Genomic DNA, 18,771 nt, shown 5'->3' on the forward strand with positions numbered 1-18,771 from the left:
GCCCACCGCCCGCATCTCCTAGCATGGCAATGGCCGTGCGCGCCCAGTCTCTCCCATCCTCCGATCCGCCAGCGGTCGATTGCGCACGCCTCTGTGTCGAGGTCCCTGTTGAAGCAAGAAAGCAAAGCGAAGGCCGGATCCGCCGCCGGCGACGAGCAGGCGGCGCATTTCCAGCAACTCGCCTCACGGCACCGGCTGGGACGCGGCGACGGCGCGCCCGCGCTGCGCACGCTGCTGGCCGCCCAGGCCGGGGCGCTGGACGCCGCCTGCGACGCGCTCGAACGCGCGCGCCTGGACGGCGGCGAACTGCCGGCCGCGGCGAGCGTCATCCTCGACGGCTATCCCCTGATCGACGTCCAGCTGCGCGAAGCGCGCGGCCAGCTGCTGGATGACGGCGGCGTGCTGCCGCTGCTGGAATCCAGCAAGACGGCGCGCATCCACGCGCTGGCCGGCGACATGGTGGCGCAGGCGGGAGGACGGATCACGCGCGATGCCCTGGCCGCCATGCTCGCCGCTTACCGCGACGGCCTGGACGAGGACGCCCGGCCGCGCCTGGCCGAGCTGCGCCTGCTGCCGGCCGCGCTGCGCCTGGCGCTGCTCGACACCCTGCGCCACGTCGCGGTGCGCAGCGCCGAGGCCTGCCGCGAACGGGTGCTCGCCGCCGATTGGGCCGGCCGCATGCTCGACACCGCACAGGGGCGCTCGGGTGACCTGATCCTGCTGGTGGCGGACATGGCGCGCGCCGTGCAGCCGCTCGGCTCGGCCTTCGTGGCCGAACTGGCGCGCCGCCTGCAGGGCCGCGGCGGCGCCCTGGAGCAGGCGCTGGCCTGGATCGATGCGCGCCTGCAGGACGAGGGTTCCGGCATCGGCCAGCTGGTCGAGCGCGAGCGCAGCGCGCTGGCGCTGGATGGCGCGGTCGCCGCGCATTGCCTGGCGAGCCTGCGCCTGTTCGGCGGCATCGACTGGCGCGCCCTGCTGGAACAAGCCAGCCCGGTCGAGGCGTTGCTGCGCGCCGACCCGGACGGCAGCTACCCGCGCATGGACGGCCCGACGCGCGACCTGTACCGGCGCGCCGTCGAGACGCTGGCGCGGCGCACGGGCCGCACCGAACCCGAGGTCGCGCGCGAGGCGCTGGCGCTGGCCGGCGTGCACCGCGCGCCGGGCGAGGGCGGCCTCGACCTGCGCCGCCGCCACATCGGCTACTACCTCGCCGGCTGCGGCGTCGACCTGCTCGAGCAACGCCTGCAGCCGCGCTCCGGCTTCCTGAAACGCCTGCGCACGCCGCGCGTCCCGCTGCTGCTGCGCATCGGCGCCGTCGCCCTGTTCACCGTGCTGTTCGCCCTGACCCTGGTAGCCTGCGCCCGCACGCAAGGGGCCGGGCTGGCCGTGCAGCTGCTGATCGGCGTGCTGGCCCTGGTCGGCGGCAGCCAGCTGGCGGTGGCGCTGGCCGGCATGATGGCGGCCTGGCTGGCGCCACGTTCTGCAATCACGGCCACGCCGCGCATGGATTTCGAGGGCGGCATCCCGCAGGAGGCGATGACCCTGGTGGCCGTGTCGGCGCAGCTGGCGCATGCGGAGCAGGTGACGAGCCTGTGCCGCGACCTCGAACAGCGCTACCTCGCCAACCGCGATCCGCGCCTGCGTTTCTGCCTGCTGGCCGACCTGGCCGCGACGCCCGGGGAAGTCCGGCCGGACGCCGCCGCGCTGGTGGCGCGGGCGGTGGAAGCCATCGATGCGCTCAACGCCAGGTACGCGCGCGAACACCGGTTCGCCATCGTCGACGAGGACGGCCAGCCCGCCACGCAACGGGTGCGGGTCGAACCTTTCCTGCTGCTGCAGCGCCCACGCGGCGCCGCCCGGCAGGGCCTGCGCGGCCAGCTGGCCGACCTGCATGCCTGGCTCGCCGCGAAAACCGAGGAAGACGGCCGCGCGCGCTTCGCCACCGTCGCCGGCGGCAGCGCCGGCCTGGCCGAAGTGCGCTACGTGCTCGCCCTCGACGCCGCGGTAGGCCTGCCGCGCGACGCGGCGCGCCTGATGGCCGGGGCGATGGCGCATCCGCTCAACCAGCCGGCGCTGGACGCCCGCGCGACCCGGGTCGATGAAGGCCACGCCATGCTGCGCCCGGCGATCGGCGGCGCGCTGCCCGGCCGCCAGGATTGCCGCTACCAGCGCCTGTGGGCCGAGGGCCGGGGCAGCTGGGCCGCGCCGCATGCCATGCGCGAGTGCGAGGTGCAAGGCATGTTCGGCTGGGCCGCGATCTACGACGTCGATGCCTGGGAGCGCGTGCTGGCAAACACCCCGCCGGCGGCGCACGAAGTGGTCATCGAGGGCCTGTTGCATGCGCGGCGCGACGACGAAGTGCGCCTGGAACAGGCCATCCCCTGCGACTATGGCGAGCACGCGCTGGCGCGCGAGCGGGCGGTGTGCGCCGCCTGGCAGTCGGCCGGCTGGCTGCGGCGCGCGCCGGGTGCGGCCGCGCATCCTCTCCCTCTGGAAGCGCGCTGGCGCCTGTTGGACACCCTGCGCGACAGCCTGGCGGCGCCCGCGCTGCTGCTCCTGCTGGTGTTGTGCTGGACCGCGCTGACCGAGACCGCCTTCTGGACCGCGGCGGTGCTGTCGGTGTTCTTCCTGCCGGTGCTGCTCGGCAGCCTGGTGGCCCTGGTCGACCGGCCGCACGACGCCCCCTGGCGCCAGCACATCGAGGCCTGGGCCCGGGGCGCGCGCGTGCCGCTGGTGCGCGCGGCGCTGGCCACCAGCTTCCTGCCGCATGCGGCCTGGTCGCAATGCGATGCGCTGCTGCGCGCCCTGACGCGTCGGCGCGCGCCGGAACGAAAGCGCGCCGCGTCGGCGGTGGCGGCGTATCTCGTGACGATGGCCTTCGCCCCGGCGCTGGCGGTGGCGACGGCGCTGCTGCTGACCTTCGCCAACCCGTATTCGCTGTTCCCGGCCGCGCCGCTGCTGCTGGTGTGGTTCCTGTCGCCGCCCCTCGCGTGGTGGACCGGCCTGCCGTCGCGTCCGCGCGCGCCGCGCCTGTCGCCGGCGCGCCACGCCTTCCTGCTGCGGGTGGCGCGGCGCAGCTGGAGCTTCTTCGAGGACTTCGCCGGCCCCGCCAACAACTGGCTGCCGCCGGAGAGCGTGCAGGAGCATCCGGAGATGCTGGCCGACGCCCGCAGCACGCCGGAGGGCATGGCCGTGTCCCTGCTGGCGGCGCTGGGTGCGCGCGACTTCGGCTTCGTGCCGCTGGGGGGACTGGTGGAGCGGGTGGACGGCGCGCTGTCCTCGATGGCCATGCTGGAGCGCTGGCGCGGCCACTTCTTCGCGGCCTACGACAACGCGCGCCTGGCGCCGCTCGAACCGGCCCAGGTGTCCACGGCGGGCAGCGGCTGGCTGGCGCTGTCCCTGCGCATCGTGGCCTCCGGCCTGGACGAGCTGCTTGATGCGCCGGTGGCCGGGCCGCAGGCATTGGAGGGCATTCGCGCGACCCTGCACGTGGTGGACGAACTCGCCGCCGGACGCCCGATGCGCGAACGCGAACTGGTGGCCGCCGCCTGGGCCGCGCTCGACCCGCAGCGCTGCCGCGCGGCCGACACGCTGCCCGGCCTGGCCGAATGCCTGCGCCACGTGGTCGCCGCCGGCGATGCGCTGCGCGCCGGCTTGCCCAGGCAGGATTTGATCGAGGAGGATGCGCTGCACGACTGGGCGGCGCGCCTCGGGGCGCAGTGCCATGCGCTGCAGGACGAGCTCCTGTCACTCGCCCCATGGATGCGCGCCGAGCAGGAATACGTGCTCGACGCGGGCCTCACGCGCATCCCGACCTTGCGCGAACTGGCGGCCTTCGATCCGGCGCCCGGCATGCATCCCGGCCTGTCGCGCCTGGTGCGCGACGGCCGCGAACGCGCGCGCAAGCTGCTGGCGCGGCTCGGACAGCTCGCCGCGCAGGCACGCGATTTTTCCGCGATGGATTTCCAGGCCCTGCACGACCCCGGCGCCGGTGTGCTGGCCGCGGGCTGCCAGGTGCGCGAGGAAAGGCTGGACGCCGACAGCTGCGACCTGCTGGCGTCGAACGCCTGCATCGCCAGCTACCTGGCGGTGGCGCAGGGCCAGCTCGGCCAGCGCCACTGGTGGGATTTGCGGCGTCCGATGCGCATCAGCGGGTCCGAACAGCTGCTGCTGTCACGCGACGGCGGCCTGGCCGACTACCTCGCGCCCCAGCTGCTGCTGCCGTCCTGGCGCGACACCCTGTTCGACCATGCCGGCCGCGCCGCGATGCGCGCCCAGATCGCCCACGGACGGCGCCACGACATGCCCTGGGGCGTGTCGGAGTCGGCCTGCAATGCGGTGGACGCCAGCCTGCTGTACCAGTTCCATTCCTTTGGCATCCCCGGCGCCGCGCTGCGCCGTGGCGGCGGCGACGCACTGGTGGCCGCGCCCTACGCGACCCTGCTGGCGCTGCCGCTGGCGCCCGGCGCCGCGCTGGCCAATCTGGAACGCCTGGCGGACAACGGCTTGCTCGGCGACTACGGCTTCGTCGATGCGATCGACTACACGCCCGGCCGCCTGCCGCATGGCGAAAGCCGCCACGTGGTGCGCACCAATGCCGCGCGCCACCAGGGGCTCGGCCTGCTCGCGCTGCTGCAGGTCCTGCACGACGCGCCGATGCAGCGCCGCTTCGCGCGCGACCCGGAACTGCGCGCCGCCCAGACCCTGCTGCAGGAACCGGTGCCGGCGCGCGGCGCTTCCATGCCCACGCCGTACATCGCCGCCGCGGCGCCGGACGCGCCTGGCCAGGCCCGGGTGATCGACCGCGCCGGCGCCGCCATGCCGGAAGTGCAGCTGCTGTCGAACGGCAGCTACCACGTGCTGGTGGAAAGCAGCGGTGCCGGCTACAGCCGCCTGGGCGAGGTCGCGCTGACGCGCTGGCGCCCGGACCCGCTGGGCGGGCAGGGCGGCATGGCCTGGGTGCTGCGCGAGACGGGCAGCGGCGAATCGTGGCCGTCCACGCTGGAAGGCATGGAAGCCGTGTTCGCCGAGGGCCGCGCCGCCTTCCGCTTCGAGGAGCGCGGTCTGGCGCTCGTGCTCGATATGGCGGTGGCGCCGGAAGACGACGTCGAGCTGCGCCGCATCCGCATCCGCAACACCCGTGACACTCCACTGGCGCTGGACATCACCAGCCAGGTCGCGCTGGCCCCGCACGGGGAGCGCTGCCGGCTCCAGGTCGACGAGGCCTCGACGGCGCTGCTGTGCTACGCCGGTCCGGCCCTGCCGACCGTGCTGCATGCGCTGTCCGTGCGCGGCATGTCCGGCGCGCCGCAGTACAGCGGCGCGGGCCTCGACCCCCTCGCGAATTTGCCGCCGCTGGAAGAGGAAGCCGACGATGCCCCGGTGCTGGCGATCCGCCGCGCCTTCACGCTCGAACCCGGCCAGGAAGCGACGGTCGACCTGCTGCTGGGCGCCGCCGTCACCCCCGCCGCCGCGCGGGCGCTGGCGGCGCGCCATCTCGACGCGGCCGCCGTGGCGCAAGACCTGGAAGCGGCATGGACCCACGGCCAGGCCGCGCTCGACCGCGAAGGATTGACGGCTGCCCAGGCCCAGCGCTTCAACCGCCTGGCCGGCTGCCTGCTCGACCCGGTGCCCGGCCTGCGCGCCGACCCCGGCGTCATCGCGCGCAATGTGCGCGGCCGCGCGGACTTGCAGCGCTTCGGCATGGACGGCAGCCGCCCGCTGCTGGTGCTGCAGCCGGATGCCGACACGGCCCTGGCCTACGAGGTGCTGCAGGCCCACGCCTACTGGCGCGCGCGCGGCCTGGCGGTCGACCTGCTGGTGCTGTGCCAGAGCCGCGCGCTGCGCGAAGAGATCGAGGCGATGGCGCCGAGTGACGTGATGCACCTGCACCTGCATCTGCTGGACGAGGTGGCGCAGGAAGACCGCATCCTGCTGCGCGCCGCGGCCCGCGTGCTGCTGCTGGCCGAACGCGGCCCGCTGGCGGAACAGCTGGGCCGCGCCGCGCCGCCGCTGCCGGCCTGGCCGGCGCCCTTCGCGCCGGCGGCCGAGCCGCCGCAATGGACCGTGGACGTGCCCCTGCCCGCCGGCGGCGCCGACGGTTTCGATCAGAGTGGGCGCGAATACCTGGTGCACGGCGCCGCGCGCTTGGCCAATCCGCTGGCGAACGGCGAGTTCGGCGCCGAGGTCCGGGCCAACGGCGCAGGCACAGTCTGGTGCGGCCGCCGCACCCAGCGCGTCACGCTGGAGGATGGCGGAGCCTTCTACCTGCGCGACGAAGAAAGCGGCGCGGCCTGGTCACCCACGCCCTGGCCCATGCCCTCCGGCGAGCCCTACCAGGCGCGCCACGGCTTCGGCTATACGCTGTTCGAGCACCGCGCCCACGGCATCGATTCGACCCTGCGCTGCTTCGTCGCCCAGGACGCGCCGCTCGAGTACGCGGTGCTCACGCTGCGCAACGCCTCGAGCGCGCCGCGGCGCCTGGCGGTGACCGGCTTCGTGCAGTGGTGGCTGGACGAGGTCGATGCGCCGGCCGGCCTGCAGGTCGTCACCGGCGTCGACCTCGCCAGCGGCGCGCTTACCGCCCGCAACGCCTTCGGCGCCGGCTTCGCCGACCGGGTCGCGTTCTTCCACGTCGAGGCCGCGCAGGTGGCGCACACCGCCGACCGGCGCGAGTTCGTCGGCCGCCATCGCAATCTGGCGCGGCCGGCCGCGCTGGAGAGGAGCAGCCTGTCGGGCAGCCACGGCGCCGGGCTCGATCCCTGCGCCGCCCTGCAGGTGCGGGTCGCGCTGCAGCCGGGCGAGGAACGCGAGCTGGTGTTCCTGCTGGGCGTGGCCGGACCGGACGCGCTGGCCGCCAGCGCGGCGGTCCAGCAGCACGGCGGATCGAAGGGCGCGGCGCGGGCGCTGCGCGCGCTGCACGCGTACTGGGACGGCCTGCTGGGCAGCGTGCGGGTAGCGACGCCCGACCCGGCATTCGACCTGATCGCCAACGGCTGGCTGCCCTACGGGGCGCTGGCCTCGACCTTCGGCCTCGATCCGGCCGTGCAGCTGCAGGGCGCGCTGGCGGCGCTGCACGGCAGCCCGGCCACCGTGCGCGCGGCCTTGCTGCGCGCCGCCCGCGCCGACATCGGCAGCGCCGGCGCCATGGTGGAGGATTTCCTGTGGCTGCCCTTCGCGCTGGGGCGCTACCTCGAGGTCAGCGGCGACTATGGCGTGCTGCGCGAGCCGGCCGGCGGCGACCCGTCGAGCGGCACCCGCCTGGCCCACGATGACCTGTACCAGTACTGCGTGCACGGCCTGCGCGGCTGCCTGCGCTTCGGCGAACATGGCCTGCCATTGCGGGACGCGCGCATGCACGAGGAGGAAACCGGGCGGCCGGAAGACTTGCGCCTGGCCTTCCTGCTGGCCGCGGTGCTGCAGCGCTTCGCCGACGTGGCCGACCGCCGCGCCGACTTCGGCTTCGCCACCACCTGCCGCGGCGCCGCGCTGGCTCTGCGCGCGCAGGCCGAGGAGCATGGCTGGAACGGCAAGGCCTACGGGGATGGGGACGCCGCGACCCAGGCCTGGGCCGCGCTGGCGGGCGCCGACCCGGCACGGGTGTCGGCCGCACTGGCCACGCTCGACGCTGCCCCCGATTCACGGGCAGCGGCCTGGCTCGGCCTGGCCCTGGCGCAGGAGGGCGCCGCCACGCGCGCCTGGCGCCTCGCCATGGCTGCCGTCGACGCCGATGCACGCGTGCGCTCCGCCGGCGCGCCTTGTTTCATGATGGACGGCGCGGCGAGCGGCTGGACCTGCATGCTGCTGGCCGACGCGCTGCTCGGCATCCGGCGCGAGGCCGACAGCCTTACGCTGGCGCCGCTGCTGCCGGCCGCATGGGAGGGCTTGCGCCTGCGCTACCGGGTGGGCAGGGCGGACTACGACATCCGCGTGCGCCATGCCGGCCAGGGCGAGGCGCTGCTGCTCGATGGCCAGCCGCAGCCGCACGCCACCATCGAGCCGCTCGACGATGGCCGCGAGCACAAGGTGGAGCTATATGTGGAACGCAGGCCGGGAGACGTGCTCCCCGGCCCGCACGACAACCAGCCAGGACCGACGACATGAGCAAACACTCGACCCCTATGAGACTGGCGGCCTGCGCCGCCCTGCTGTGCTGCGCCGCGCCCGCGATGGCGGTCGACTGGAGCGACAACGCGATCAGCTACCGCTACGGCACGCGCTTCGCCGAACCGTTCAACCCGGAGCACATCGACAAGCACATCGTGGCCTTCACCCACGCCAGCGGCTACAAGTACGGCAGCAACTACCTGAACCTCGACGTGCTGAAGTCCGACGCCAGCGACCCGCGCGCGCCGGGCAGCAGCAGCGGCGCGCGCGAAGCCTACCTGCTGTACCGCCACACCCTCGACATCGGCGCGCTGCGCGGTTCCGAACTCCGCTTCGGCAAGGTGAAGGGCGTCGGCCTGACCTTCGGCTTCGACCTCAATCACAAGGACGACGTCGGCTACAACTCGCGCAAGCGCATGCTGGTGGCGGGGCCGACCCTGATGTGGGACGTGCCGGGTTTTCTGAACACCAGCATCCTGTGGCTGCGCGAATCGAATGCGCCCAGCGGCCCCTTCCCGCCGATCGCCGACGTGCGCGGCCGCTACACCTACGACACCCACCCGATGTTCGGCGCCAGCTGGGCGATTCCGGTGGCCGAAGGCTGGTCCTTCGAGGGCTTCCTGAACTGGATCGCCGAGAAGGGGCTGGACGAGACCGGCGCGCCGACCGGCGCCGAGACCAACCTCGACGTGGCGCTGATGTTCGACCTCGGGCCGCGCCTGGGCCAGCCGAAGAACAAGATCCGGGTCGGCGTCGGCTATCAGTTCTGGAACAACAAGTTCGGCAACACGCGCCGCACCACCGGCGGCGCCGGGCAGCGCGCCAGCACGCCGATGCTGCGCGCGGACTTCCATTTCTAGGGCGAGGTACGGCGCTGTTGAACCCGCTCAAGGGTACTTAATAAATTTACAATTAATGGGGTGGGCAGGCGCAAGGTGGTTTTCAATGCAATTGCAAAAATTGCATTATGAAAACCACACACCTCTCCCCCCTCTTCGGTGCGCTGCTGCTGGCCCTGTGCCACGGCGGCGCGTTCGCGGCGCCTGCCGAACACCAGGAACTCGAAGCCACGCTGCACGCGCCGTTCAAGGCCGCGGATGCGCGCCGGACCTTCAGCATGAGTTTCCACTATCCCGGCCTCGAGCGGCCCGGCACGGTGGACTGGACGCTGGAACTGGTCGACCCGCGCGGCCGCGTCGCCAAGCGCTGGCGCGGCCGGCGCGTCATCCGGGGCGATGCCGCGAGCGTGACCGTGCCGGTCGCCTGGGATGGCCGCCTCGGCGGCGTGGCGGCGCCGGCCGGCCTGTACCGGGTGCGCCTGCGCGCCGGCCTGATCGGCGACCATGAAGAACCGGTGGTGCAGGACTGGCAGATCGCGGTCGGCGCGCTGCCCGCCCAGCGCACGCCGCGCTTCGCGCCGCTGCCGGGCGTGCGCGAGATGACGGGCCAGGCCGGCATGGCGCCCGCTCCAGGCGCCTTGCCCTACACCGTCTACCTCGCCAACCTGCACAGCCAGAGCAACCACAGCGACGGCGGCGGCGCGCTCGACGATTGCAAGGGCGCCCAGGATCCGCTCGGCGCCAAGTACGGTCCGGAAGCCGCCTTCGCCTATGCGCGCGGCCATGGCCTCGACGTGCTGGCCGTCTCCGAGCACAACCACATGTACGACGGCTCCGACGGCACCAACGCGAATGGCGACGCGGCCCGGGCGCGCGCCCTGTACCAGGCCGGCCTGGCCAGCGCCGCCGCCTTCAACGCCACCAAGCCCGACTTCCTGGCGCTGTACGGCATGGAGTGGGGCGTCATCAACCAGGGCGGCCACCTCAACATCTTCAACAGCGACGAGCTGCTGGGCTGGGAGAGCAACGGCCGGGGCGAGCTGTTCGCCGACACCGCCACGCCGCGCAGCGACTACGCCGCCCTGTACACCCTGATGCGCCGGCGCGGCTGGGTGGGCCAGTTCAACCATCCGGCCCACAGCGGCCAGTTCGTCGTCGGCGGCGTCCCGCTTGGCTACACCGAGGACGGCGACGAAGCCATGGTGCTGTGCGAGGTGATGAACAGCACCGCCTTCTCCACCAACGACAGCGAGACCGAGACCCGGCGCAGCAACTTCGAGGGCGCCTGCAACCGCCTGCTCGAAGCCGGCTACCACCTGGCCTTCAGCACCAACCAGGACAACCACTGCGCCAACTGGGGCGCCTCGTACAGCAACCGCACCGGGATCCTGCTGCCGAACGGGACACCGCTCAACCGCGAGAACTTCGTGGCGGCGCTCAAGGCGCGGCGCGTGTTCGCGACCATGGACAAGACCGCGCAGCTGGTGTTTACGGCAAACGGACGGATGATGGGCGAGCGCTTCGTCAACCGCGGGCCGCTGACCCTGCAGGCGAACTTCGCGTCCAGCAGCGGCAAGAAGGTGGCGGCGGTGGCGATCATGGAGGGCGTCCCCGGGCGAAACGGCACCGTGACCGAGGTGTCGAACCTGGCGACCGCCAGCTTCACGCCGTCGCCCGGCGCCCACTTCTACTATGCGAAGGTGACGCAGGAGGATGGCAACATCCTGTGGTCGGCGCCGGTGTGGGTCACGCAGGAGTAGGGCTGTAAGCACAGCGACCTTGTGCTTTTCCGTCTCGCGCAAGGATGCTATTCTGCTCGCGCCCTCATCCTTCCCGAGAGACCATGAAGACTAGCATCCTGCTGCGCGCCACTGCCTGCGCCATCCTCGGTCAGTGGAGCGCCTACGCGTTCGCACTCGATCCACTCAGCTACGCCAAATACGACCAGGTCAAGACCACCGCCCTGCACCTCGACCTGAAGGCCGACTTCACCCAGAAGACCCTGGGCGGCTATGCCGAACTGACCCTGAACTGGATCGACAAGAAGGCCGCCACCCTCGACCTCGACACCCGCGACCTGGCGATCTCGAAGATCGAGGCGCAGGATGCGAAAGGCGCCTGGGCGCCGGCAAAGTACACGCTCGACAAGCTCGACGCCGAAAAAGGCCAGGCCCTGCACGTGGCGCTGCCCGGCCAGCCGGCCAAGGTGCGCATCCACTACAAGACCGCGCCGACCGCCGCGGCCCTGCAGTGGCTGACGCCGAAGCAGACCATGTCGGGCAAGTACCCCTTCATGTTCAGCCAGTCGCAGCCGATCAATGCGCGCTCCTTCATGCCGGTGCAGGACACACCGGCGGTGCGCTTCACCTACACCGCGCGCATCCAGGCGCCGGAAGGCATGCGCGTCGTGATGAGCGCGGATAACGATCCGAAAGCCACGGGCAAGGGCGGCTGGAACTTCACCATGCCGCAAGCCGTGCCGTCCTACCTGGTGGCGATCGGCATCGGCGAGCTGGAAGCGCGCACCCTGGGCGGACGCACCGGCGTCTACGCCGAACCACAGCGCATCAAGGCCGCCGAGTACGAGCTGGCCGACACCGAGAAGATGGTGGCCGCCGCCGAATCGCTGTACGGCCCGTATCGCTGGGGGCGCTACGACATGCTGGTGCTGCCGCCGTCGTTCCCGATCGGCGGCATGGAGAATCCGCGCCTGACCTTCCTGACCCCGACCATGATCGCCGGCGACCGCAGCCTGGTCGACCTGATCGCCCACGAGCTGGCGCATAGCTGGTCCGGCAATCTGGTGACCAACGCCTCGTGGAAGCACTGGTGGCTCAACGAAGGCTTCACCACCTACGTCACTACCCGCATTATCGAGAAGCTGTACGGCGAAGAAGTGGCGACCATGAACCTGCAGCTCGAGCAGGAAGAGGCGATCGAGTCGCTGAAGGGCATCCCGGCAGCAAAGCAGGCCCTGGTCTCGCGCGAGCCGGACACCTCGTCCAAGCACTACACCGACGAAGGCCTGGCCTATCCGAAAGGCGCCTGGTTCCTGCGCACGCTCGAGCAGCGCGCCGGCCGCGCGGCGTTCGACCCATTCCTGCGCAGCTGGTTCGACCAGCATGCCTTCCAGAGCGTGACGACCGAGCAGTTCGTGGCCTTCCTGCGCGCGAACCTGCTGGCGAAGAATCCGAAGATCATGAGCGACAAGGAGCTCGATGAATGGCTGTACGGCCCGGGCATCCCGTCCAGCGCCAAGCATGCCGTGTCGACCCGCCTGACGAAGCTGAACGAGACCACCGCGCGCTGGCTCAAGGGCGACCTCAAGACGGCGCAGCTGGACACCAAGGGCTGGAAGGCCGAGGAGTGGATGAAGTTCCTGAACGACATCGACAACAAGGCGAATGCGGCCAAGCTGGAAGAACTCGACAAGGCCTTCGGCCTCTCCAAAACCGGCAACAACGAAGTGGCGTTCCGCTTCTATCGCGCTGCCGTGCACGCCGGCTACCAGGGCGTGCGTCCGCATCTGGAAGCCTTCCTATTGAAGGTGGGCCGCCAGAAGTTCGTGGTGCCGCTGTACACGGCGCTGCGCGCCAAGCCGGACGACCGTGCCTGGGCCGAGCGCATCTACAAGTTGGCGCGCGAGCGCTATCACCCGGAGACGCAGGGCAGCGTCGACAAAGCGATGAACAAATAAATGGGGATGAACAGCGTGTTTTCCATGAAACGAGTAGCAGCCGCGGTCCTGATCGCGTTTTCCACCACCGGCGCCGTCCTCGCACAAGATGCGGCAAGCAGTAGCGCTGCGGTGGCGCCGGCCTACAACTTGCAGGCCGACGTCGAGCGCGTGATGAAGGAGTTCGACGTGCCCGGCATCGCCATCGCCGTGGTCAAGGACGGCAAGGTCGTCACCACCCAGGGCTTCGGCGTGCGCAAGCGCGGCGAAGCGGCCAAGGTCGACGGCAAGACCATCTTCGAGATCGCCTCGAACTCCAAGGCCTTCACCGCCGCGGCGCTGGGCATGCTGGTCGACCAGGGCAAGCTGTCCTGGGACGACCCGGTGATCAAGCACCTGCCGGACTTCCGCATGTACGACGCCTACGTCACCGCCGAGATGACCGTGCGCGACCTGCTGACCCACCGCAGCGGCCTGGGCCTCGGCGCCGGCGACCTGCTGTGGTGGCCGACCACCACCTTCAGCACCGACGAGATCATCCACAACCTGCGCAACGTGAAGCCGGCCACCAGCTTCCGTAGCGCCTACGCCTACGACAACCTGCTCTACATCGTGGCCGGCAAGATCATCGCCGCCAAGTCGGGCAAGACCTGGGGCGAGACCATGCACGAGTGGATCCTGGACCCGGTCGGCATGACGGGCACCACCACCAGCCTGGAAGAGAGCGCGAAGTTCGCCAACGTCTCGGCGCCGCACAGCAAGATCAACGGCAAGGCCGTGCCGGTCAAGCCGATGCCGGTGGCGAACGCGGTCGGCGCGGTCGGCATCAACACCAGCGCCGAGGACATCGCGCGCTGGATGAACGTCCTGCTCGATAACGGCAAGGTGGGCGAGAAGCGCCTGTGGTCGGACAAGCAGGCGCGCGAGATGTGGACGGCGCAGACCCCGATGACGATCACTACCCCGCGTCCTCCGCTGGCCGCCACCAAGCCCAACTTCTACGCCTACGGCCTGGGCTTCCAGCTGCGCGACTACCAGGGCAAGCTGGTCGCCATGCACGGCGGCGCGCTGCAGGGCTTCTATACCCGCGTGCTGATGGTGCCGGAAGCGAAGCTGGGCATCGCGATCTTCACCAATGCCGAGAGCGGCCCGTCGCTGAACGCCCTGCAATACCGCCTGCTCGACCAGTACCTGGGCGTGGCACCGACCGACTGGATCGGCCGCATCGCCGACATCGACAAGGAAATGCAGGCCAAGGAAGCGGCCCGCGTGAAGGGCGAAGCCGCGTCGCGCGCGGCCACGTCCAAACCGTCGCTGGCGCTGGCGGCGTATGAAGGGGATTACGAGGATGCCTGGTACGGCAAGGTGAACATCAAGCGTGTGAACAACAAGCTGGTGATGTCGTTCACCCGCACGCCTGATTTGACGGGGGAGATGGAGCACTTCCAGCACGATACCTTCATCGTGCGCTGGAAGGAGCGCAACTTCAATGCGGACGCGTATGTGACCTTCTCGCTGGACCATGACGGCAGCATCGAGCGGGTGCGCATGAAGCCTGTGTCTACGGAGACGGACTTCAGTTATGACTTCCAGGATTTGCTGCTGGTGCCGGTGAAGAAGGAAAAAGAGAAGAGCTAATCCAACTTGGGCCCCGGCCTGCGCCGGGGCGACGGTCTTCAGGCCTACACACCATGATCCGTCATCCCGGCGCAGGCCGGGATCCAAGTCTGCATGAAGAGCCGCTAGCTCTTACTTCCCACCCCACACCTTCATCATATCCTCCGACCCCTGCGTCCGAATCCCGTTATCCGACAGGATCCCCTCGGTCGCATCCATCACCGCCTTGCGCGGCAAAATCAGGGTCTCGCCATAGCGCTGGTCGAACTTGAACACCACATGCTCGTCCTTCAGATCGCGCAGGGTCGACACCAGGTGCGCCAGGCTGCGGATCTTGACGCCGTTGACCGTGTCCACCACCGAACCGAAGCGGTTGCCGTAGCCGGTCACCAGCTTGTGCGGGAAGAAGGGGCTGCTGATCACGACCAGTTCCTCGCGCGCCGCGTCGGGCGAATCGCCGCGGCGGTTAACCAGCGGGCTGTCGTTGAAGCTGTAGGCCGCCATCCCGGCCGCATTGGTCATCAGGAAGCTCGCGAATTCGGCGGTCGCGCGGGTAAACGCCACCGGGCCGTAGACGAAGTAGGACGGATAGCCGCCGTTCAGGTCCGGGATCAGGAGCGCGCGCGGGCCGCTGGCCGGCACCTCGACCTTCATGCTCTTGCCGGCGCGGACGATGGTCATCGGCACCTTGCCGTTCTTCGCCACCTGCTGGATACGGTACTGGAAGCGCACGCGCAGGTTCGCGCCCAGTTTCACCATGCCCTGGTTGTCGACCGGGTACTCGCCGATGTGGGTGATCACGTCCCACTCCTTCAGCGGCCACGACGCGTCGGTTTTATACGGACGGTGCACCACCGCGCCTTCGACGGACTTGTCCAGCTTCAGGTAGGCGCGCAGGGCCGGGTTCTCCAGCGTCTGGGTGCTGTCGTGCAGCAGCGGCTTGCCGTCGTAGCGGCCGTCCGCCACGTCCTTCAGGAACAGCTCGATCTCCTCGTTCGGGATCACGTAGCCGATGTTCTGGGCGCCGGCCGCCATCGAGAAGGCCAGGCCGATCATCTTGTCGCCGGCGATCACCGGGCCGCCGCTGTTGCCCGGGTTGATCGGCGCGTCGATCTGGATGCGCAGGCCCGAGCTGAAGGAACCGTAGCCGACGAACTCCACGCGCGAGACGATGCCGCGGGTGGTCGAGAGCGAGTTGCCGCCGACCGGATAGCCGTAGGCGTAGACCGCTTCGCGCACATCCGGCAGCACCGCTGCGCGCTGCACCGGCGGGCGCTTGTCGAAGAAGCTCGGATCGTCCAGTTCCAGCACCGCGAGGTCCAGGCCGCGTGCCAGGGCGATCACCTTGGCCGACACCTTGTCGCCCGACTGGCTGGCCTGCACCTCGACCTGGCTGGCGTAGCCGACCACGTGGGCATTGGTCAGGATGCGCTTGCCCTCGATGATGACGCCGGAGCCGGTGACGTCGCGTGGCGACTGTTTCGTCCACGGCTTGTACGGGTCCGGCGCGCGCACGGTGGAGAAGATCTTGACCACCGAGTTCTCGACCGCCGGCAGGGCCGGGGCAGTGGTGGCGGAAGGGGTGGCGACCGCCGTTGAAGGCGGGGTGCCGGGCGTCGGGGCCGCGGGCGGGGTGGTGTCCTGTGCGTGGACGATGCCGGCCAGGGTGAATGCCACGGCGGCGGCGAGGCGTGCGGTTTTCATGGTTTCCTTCGGTGGCTCTGCGCTTATCTTGACCCGCAAGAATATACACGCTCGCCGCCGAAGGAAATACACCAAATTTCACGGGGGCCAGGCCCCTCGAAGGCTTACTGCTTGACGAACTTGAGCGTCATGCGGTCGCTCTCGCCGATCGCCATGTACTTCTCGCGGTCCTTGTCCTTGTTGGTCAGGACCGGCGGCAGGGTCCACACACCCTTCTCGTAATCGGCCTTGTCCTTCGGATTGGCGTTGACTTCGGATTTGCCGGCCAGCTTGAAGCCCGCGCCTTCGACCAGCTTGATCACCCAGGCCTCGTGCACGTAGCCGCTCGAGGCTTTCGCGTCCTGGGTCATCGATGCGGGCAGGCGGTGGTCGACGATGCCCAGCACGCCGCCGGGTTTCAGGACCTTGTGGATCTCCTTGAAAGTGACCTTCAACGCGTCCTCGCCGGTGCCGACCCAGTTGTGCAGGTTGCGGAAGGTGAGCACCATGTCGACGCTGTTCGGGGCCGCGATCTGGTAGGTCGCGGGCGGTTCGAACACGGCCGGGACCACCTTGTCGTACAGCGCGGGCGCCGCATCGAGCTTGGCCTTGAAGGCCATGCCGCCGCGCTTCTCCGGCACGAAGGCCTGGCCGGCGGCGATCAGCTTGCCGTTGGGGCGCAGGTAGGGCGCGAGGATCTCGGTGTACCAGCCGCCGCCCGGCGCCAGTTCGACCACCGTCATGGTCGGCTTGATGCCGAAGAAGGTCAGCGTCTCGTAGGGGTGGCGCGCCGCGTCGCGCGCCTTGTTGGCGGCGCTGCGGTGTTCGCCGGCGATGGCGGCTTTCAGGGCGTCGTCGGCGTAAGCGGCGCCGGTTGCCAGGCTTGCAGCCAGGCCGGCGGCCAGGATCAATCGTTTCATCGGTGCGAAGTCTCCATGGTGGTTGTGCGCGGCCGCACGGGTCGCCGCCGCCGCGCCCGATGATCAAGCACCCACGCCCGACAGTCAAGCACTGTTCACAACCACATATGCATTGATCTGGCACAACAATTGCCTATTCAAAAGGTCAAGTTGCTGCTAATGTTGACAAGTTTGCTGGCGCCGTTTGACGCCGGACAAAACCCTTCCCACGCCGTAAATACTCAAGCGGGCCGCGTCGTCGGCGGGACCGCTGTCCAAGAAGTAGGTTGATTTCAGGAGATTCTATGGAACGCCGTACCTTTCTAAACTTCAGCAGCCTGGCGCTCGCCTCCACGATGGTCCCCTTCACCCGCGCGATCGCGGCCGAAGAACTGCTGAGCAGCATGCCCACCGCCGCCAAGAAGGCCCTCGCCGACGTCGCGCTGAACGCCGCCACCAAGGCCGGCGCCAGCTACGCCGACGTGCGCATCGGCCGCTACCTGAACCAGTTCATCACGACGCGCGACCTGAACGTCGAGAACGTGGCGAACACCGAGTCGGCCGGCATCGGCGTGCGCGTGATCGCGAACGGCGCCTACGGCTTCGCCGCCACCTCGGACATGTCGAACGACGGCATCGCCAATGCGGCGCGCCAGGCGGTCGCCATCGCCAAGGCCAACGCCAAGCTGCAGTCCGAACCGGTGCGTCTTGCACCAGTCAAGGGCGTCGGTGAGGTATCGTGGTCCACGCCGATCAAGAAGGACTGGCGTACGGTGCCGATCAAGGAAAAGGCGGACCTGCTGATTGCGGCGAACAAGGCCGGCATCGACGGCGGCGCGGCCTTCATGAACGCCATGCTGTTCCAGGTGAACCAGCAGAAGTATTTCGCCTCCACCGACGGCTCCTACATCGAACAGGACGTGCACCGCCTGTGGGCCCCGTTCCAGGCCACCGCGGTCGACAAGGCGACCGGCAAGTTCCGCTCGAGGTCTGGCTTAGGAGCTCCAGTCGGCATGGGTTACGAATACCTGGACGCGCGCCCCGAGCACAAGCTCAAGGCCGCGGGCGGCGTCGCTACCCTGTACACCGGTTCCTACGACATCATCGAGGACGCGCGCGCCGCCGGCCGCGATGCCAAGGCCAAGCTGACCGCGAAGTCGGTCGTGCCGGGCAAATACGACCTGATGCTGAGTCCCGAACACCTGTGGCTGACCATCCACGAGAACGTCGGCCACCCGACGGAACTGGACCGCGTGCTCGGCTACGAGGCCAACTACGCCGGCACCAGCTTCGCGACCCTCGATAAATGGGAGACCAAGAAGTTCAAGTACGGGAACGGCATCGTCAACCTGTTCGCCGACAAGACCACCCCGGGTTCGCTCGGCTGCGTGGGCTTCGACGACGAGGGCGTGCAGACCAAGAAGTGGGACATCATCAAGGACGGCATCCTGGTCAACTACCAGGCCACGCGCGACCAGGCCCACATCATCGGCGAGAAGGAATCGCACGGCTGCTCGTATGCCGACTCGTGGAACTCGGTGCAGTTCCAGCGCATGCCGAACGTCTCGCTCGCCGCCGGCAAGAAGAAGCTCACCCCGGACGAGATGGTCAAGGACATCAAGAAAGGCATCTACATCGTCGGCGACGGCTCGTTCTCGATCGACCAGCAGCGCTACAACTTCCAGTTCGGCGGCCAGCTGTTCTACGAGATCAAGGACGGCAAGATCGGCCCGATGCTGGAAGACGTGGCCTACCAGGCCAACACCCAGGAATTCTGGAACGCCTGCACCGCGATCTGCGACGAGCGCGACTGGCGCATGGGCGGTTCCTTCTTCGACGGCAAAGGACAGCCGCCGCAGATCAGCATCGTCTCGCACGGCTCGTCGACGACGCGCTTCAACGGCATCAACGTGATCAACACCGCCCGCAAGATCGGCTGAGGCGAAGGACA

The 18,771-nt window shown here is 69.7% G+C and carries 8 protein-coding genes; 6 read left to right on the top strand and 2 right to left on the bottom strand.

All coding sequences use genetic code 11. From position 1 onward, the window contains the following. The first annotated feature begins 108 nt into the window (after window positions 1–108). From LQ564_RS11345 to LQ564_RS11365, 5 genes are all read left to right on the top strand, one after another. Entirely contained in the window at window positions 109–8,103 is a 7,995-nt protein-coding gene (locus LQ564_RS11345; RefSeq protein WP_231058223.1) for a glucoamylase family protein, read from the top strand. Further along, window positions 8,100–8,966, top strand: a complete 867-nt coding sequence (locus tag LQ564_RS11350; RefSeq protein WP_231058224.1) for an outer envelope protein — start codon at window positions 8,100–8,102, stop codon at window positions 8,964–8,966. Before LQ564_RS11345 ends, LQ564_RS11350 begins: the two co-directional genes overlap by 4 nt. Before the next feature lie 107 nt (window positions 8,967–9,073). Beyond that, the gene (locus tag LQ564_RS11355; RefSeq protein WP_231058225.1) at window positions 9,074–10,705 is read left to right on the top strand and encodes a CehA/McbA family metallohydrolase; all 1,632 of its coding nucleotides are present in this window, start codon (window positions 9,074–9,076) and stop codon (window positions 10,703–10,705) included. Window positions 10,706–10,788: 83 nt separating this feature from the next. Beyond that, a complete protein-coding gene (locus tag LQ564_RS11360; protein WP_231058226.1) occupies window positions 10,789–12,642 on the top strand; it encodes a M1 family metallopeptidase in 1,854 nt (617 codons plus the stop codon). Between the two features lie 24 nt (window positions 12,643–12,666). Beyond that, entirely contained in the window at window positions 12,667–14,259 is a 1,593-nt protein-coding gene (locus LQ564_RS11365) for a serine hydrolase (protein ID WP_231058227.1), read from the top strand. Between the two features lie 111 nt (window positions 14,260–14,370). Here the strand turns inward: LQ564_RS11365 and LQ564_RS11370 are convergent, their stop codons facing one another. Both LQ564_RS11370 and LQ564_RS11375 read right to left on the bottom strand, forming a co-directional pair. After that, a complete protein-coding gene (locus LQ564_RS11370) occupies window positions 14,371–15,942 on the bottom strand; it encodes a S1C family serine protease (RefSeq protein ID WP_231058228.1) in 1,572 nt (523 codons plus the stop codon). Between the two features lie 104 nt (window positions 15,943–16,046). After that, window positions 16,047–16,841 (bottom strand): class I SAM-dependent methyltransferase, encoded by a 795-nt coding sequence (locus LQ564_RS11375; protein WP_231058229.1) that lies wholly within the window; start codon window positions 16,839–16,841, stop codon window positions 16,047–16,049. Window positions 16,842–17,125: 284 nt separating this feature from the next. Here LQ564_RS11375 and LQ564_RS11380 point away from each other — a divergent pair, with 284 nt between their 5' ends. Next, window positions 17,126–18,760 (top strand): TldD/PmbA family protein, encoded by a 1,635-nt coding sequence (locus tag LQ564_RS11380; protein ID WP_231058230.1) that lies wholly within the window; start codon window positions 17,126–17,128, stop codon window positions 18,758–18,760. The last annotated feature ends 11 nt before the right edge of the window (window positions 18,761–18,771 follow it).

Source organism: Massilia phyllostachyos, assembly GCF_021044825.1.
In the GTDB taxonomy this organism is placed as follows: domain Bacteria; phylum Pseudomonadota; class Gammaproteobacteria; order Burkholderiales; family Burkholderiaceae_D; genus Telluria; species Telluria phyllostachyos.